The 3,602-nt window shown below is 68.2% G+C and carries 5 protein-coding genes; 2 read left to right on the top strand and 3 right to left on the bottom strand.

The genetic code is table 11. The features are described 5' to 3' along the window. The 3 genes from EAO72_RS40040 to EAO72_RS40050 all read right to left on the bottom strand — a co-directional run. A partial coding sequence (locus EAO72_RS40040) for a PadR family transcriptional regulator (protein ID WP_148022312.1) occupies window positions 1–281 on the bottom strand: 281 nt, incomplete at its 3' end. 178 nt (window positions 282–459) lie between these two features. Next, a complete protein-coding gene (locus tag EAO72_RS40045; protein WP_148022313.1) occupies window positions 460–864 on the bottom strand; it encodes a VOC family protein in 405 nt (134 codons plus the stop codon). A 141-nt stretch (window positions 865–1,005) separates the two neighbouring features. Next, entirely contained in the window at window positions 1,006–1,764 is a 759-nt protein-coding gene (locus EAO72_RS40050) for a helix-turn-helix domain-containing protein (RefSeq protein ID WP_148022314.1), read from the bottom strand. A gap of 233 nt (window positions 1,765–1,997) precedes the next feature. On the opposite strand from EAO72_RS40050, the gene EAO72_RS40055 reads away from it, so the two are divergent. Beyond that, complete coding sequence (locus tag EAO72_RS40055; RefSeq protein WP_148022315.1) at window positions 1,998–2,666, top strand: DUF4097 family beta strand repeat-containing protein; 669 nt, start codon at window positions 1,998–2,000, stop codon at window positions 2,664–2,666. A 14-nt stretch (window positions 2,667–2,680) separates the two neighbouring features. Continuing rightward, a partial coding sequence (locus EAO72_RS40060; protein ID WP_148022316.1) for an ABC transporter ATP-binding protein occupies window positions 2,681–3,602 on the top strand: 922 nt, incomplete at its 3' end.

The following is a 3,602-nucleotide window of genomic DNA, read 5'->3' on the forward strand; positions in this document are numbered from 1 at the left end:
TCGCGGATGAACGACGGCTTGGACGTGGTCGCGGCGAACTTCTCCAGCTCGTCGCGGCCCGCGTCGGTGACCTGGAAGACACGTTTGTTGGGCCGGGTCTCCTGGACCACCTGCCGGCCCTCGACCAGGCCTTCCTTCTCCAGTCTGGCCAGCTCGGTGTAGAGCTGCTGGGGCAGGGCGTGCCAGAAGTTCGCCACGCCGACGTCGAACGCCTTCGCCAGTTGGTACCCGCTGAACTCGCCGTCCAGCAGCGCCGCCAGCACGGCATGTCGCAAGGCCATCGAAGCAGCCCCTCCCTCTCTTCACCGGCTTCCGCCCGGTGGCATCGGCCACCGTTCATCATACTCAAGAATATGACTACTCAAGCCCTTGGGTACAAGCGGCGGCACCGTCGCACCACGGCGGCGGGAACGGCTGCGATCCGAGGAAGGGGCTGCGATCCGAGGGAGGGGCTGCGGCCTACGATGCCGCGGGCGTCACCGCGTGACTTCCGTACGGGCGCGTGATGATTTCCATTCCATGGCCTGCGGGATCCATGAAATACAGCCCGCGCCCGCCGTGATGGAAATTGATCTCGCCCGGCTTCTTGAGGTGCGGATCGGCGTAGTAGGTGATTCCCGCGTCCTGAATACGCCGCAGCGCGCCGTCGAACTCGGCGTCCCCGACGAGGAACGCGTAGTGCTGCGGGGCGATCGACTCGGACGGAATGGTGGCGAAGTCCAGCGTGACGCCGTTACTGAGCAGGACCGGAATGAAAGGCCCCCACTCCGCGCCTACTTCGAGATCCAGAAGACGGGCCAGGAACTCGGCGGATTCCCGGTTGGACCGGGCGTGGACGATCGTGTGATTCAACTCGACAGACAAGGTGGAATGCCTCCGAAGGCATCTCCCGGACACCTCCATGCCTCACCCGGCCGGTGACCGACACGCGATGTCCGCCTGCGATCATAAGAGCGGTCCCACCCGCCTGTCGAGCCATATCGACCGGGCACAGCTCCGACCGGCCTACGGGCGGTCCGCTTCCGGTTCGACGGCGCCACCCGAGGCGGTTCCGGGTTTCGTGTAGAGGACCTCGCGGGCCTGCTCCGCGGCGCGCGTTATGCCTTCGTTCACGAAGTCGAGGAAGCGGGCGATGCTCTCGAGACGGGCGGCGGCCGGGGTGCCGGGGCCCAGCACGCCTACGCCCTGCCGTGCGGTCTCGACGAGTTGGGCGGTGGACCGGGCGCTGGCCATCATCGACTGGTACCAGACGTCGTCATCGACGATGTAGCGCTCGCGCCGGCGTTCGTCGCGCTCCCGGCGAACCAGGCCCTGGCCTTCGAGGAACGTGATCGCCTTGGAGATGGACGCCGGACTGACCTGGAGGCGCCGGACGAGTTCCGCCGCGGTGAGGCTGCCGGAGTCGGTGGTGTAGAGGCAGACCAGCACCCGGGACATCATCTTGTTGGACAGACCCGACTGCATGAGGACGGTGGTGAACACCTCCTCGTACGCGCGCACCGCCTCGGCGTCACGGCCGTGCGGCTGCGGAGGCGTCTGCGGCCCCCCGGGTACGGGCTGTCTGCGCTGGTGCGTGCGGCGTTCGGTGGCCCGGTGCGCGAGGTCGGCGCGGTACGCGGTGGGACCGCCGTTGCGCATCACCTCGCGGGTGACCGTCGACGTCGGGCGCTCGAGGCGCCGGGCGATCTCCGCGTACGGAAGACCGTCCGCGAGCCCGAGCGCGATCTGCTGCCGCTCCTGCTGGGTGAGCCTGCCTCCCGGCATCGCGAACCTCCTTTTTGGTTCCTCGTGGGTACCGACGCCCCGATCATAGCGTTCGCGTTCAATCCATTGCAACGAACGAGGGGACGGGTGTTGCATTAGGCGTGAGGCCATTGCAACGAAAACACGCCTCTGAACTGGCTCGATGACTTTACAACGCAACAACATCGTTGTGCGATCGATGAACGCAACGTAGCGTTTCTGCCATCGGAAACAACGAGTCAAAGGAAAGCACCATGCAGAAGTACGACACCCCCGCCCCCGTCTCCGCCATCCTGGACATCCCCGCCGGACGCGTCCGGTTGATCGCCGCCGACCGGCCCGACACCACGGTCGAGATCCTGCCCGCGGACGCCTCGAAGGGCCGCGACACGAAGGCCGCGGAACAGACCACCGTCGCGTACGCCGACGGCGTACTGCGCATCGAGTCCGCACCGGCCAGGAACCGGCTCGTCGGCGACTCCGGCGCCGTCGAGGTGACCGTCCAACTGCCCGCCGGCTCCCGCGTCGAGGCGAAGACGGCCGACGTCGAGCTCCGGGGCGTAGGACGGCTCGGCGATGTCGCCCTCGACTGCGCACAGGGCTCGGTCAAGCTCGACGAGACCGCGAGCGCCCGCCTCACGCTGCTCGCCGGCGACGTCTCGGTCGGCCGGCTGGGCGGCCCCGCGGAGATCCGCGTCCAGAAGGGCGACATCCACGTCGCGGAGGCCGTCCACGGCACGGTCGAACTGCGCACCGAGTACGGCCACATCTCCGTCGGCGCCGCCCGTGGTGTCTCCGCCTCCCTGGACGCGGGTACCGCCTTCGGCCGGATCGAGAACGCGCTCAGGAACGGCGACGGCGCCGTCGGCCTCACCATCCACGCGACGACCAGCCACGGCGACATCTCCGCCCGCAGCCTGTAGAAGGAGCACCCGTCATGAGTAACCCGACCATCTCGGCGAACGGTCTGCGCAAGTCCTACGGGGACAAGGTCGTCCTCGACGGGATCGATCTGCGCATCCCCGCGGGCACCGTGTTCGCGCTGCTCGGCCCGAACGGCGCCGGCAAGACCACCGCGGTGAAGATCCTCTCCACCCTCGTCACCGCGGACGCCGGCGACCTGCACGTCGACGGCCACAACCTGGCCACCGACCCGCAGGCGGTGCGCGCGGCGATCGGTGTCACCGGACAGTTCTCCGCCGTCGACGGCCTGATCACCGGCGAGGAGAACATGCTCCTCATGGCCGACCTGCACCACCTGTCCAAGCAGGAAGGACGGCGGGTCGCCGCCGAACTGCTGGAACGCTTCGACCTGACCGACGCCGCGAAGAAGCCCGCCTCCACCTACTCCGGCGGCATGAAACGCCGCCTCGACATCGCCATGACCCTGGTCGGCAACCCCCAGATCATCTTCCTCGACGAGCCGACCACCGGCCTCGACCCCCGCTCCCGCCACACCATGTGGGGCATCATCCGCGCCCTCGTCACCAGCGGCGTCACCGTCTTCCTCACCACCCAGTACCTGGACGAGGCGGACGAACTCGCCGACCGCATCGCCGTACTGAACGACGGAAAGATCGCCGCCGAAGGCACCGCCGACGAACTCAAGCGCCTCATTCCGGGCGGGCACGTCCGCCTCCGCTTCACCGACCCGGCCGCCTACCGCTCCGCGGCGTCCGCTCTGCAGGAGGTCACCCGGGACGACGAGGCGCTCGCGCTCCAGATCCCCAGCGAGGGCGCTCATCGGACTGTCTCCTTGGACTGGTGGGGCTGGGCGGCCGGCTGGTCGTTGCCTGTCAGGGCGAAGAACACGTCGTCGAGGTCGGGGGTGTGGACGGTGAGTTCGTCCGCCTCGATGC

This window comes from Streptomyces sp. OR43, from assembly GCF_008042275.1.
Lineage (GTDB): Bacteria > Actinomycetota > Actinomycetes > Streptomycetales > Streptomycetaceae > Streptomyces.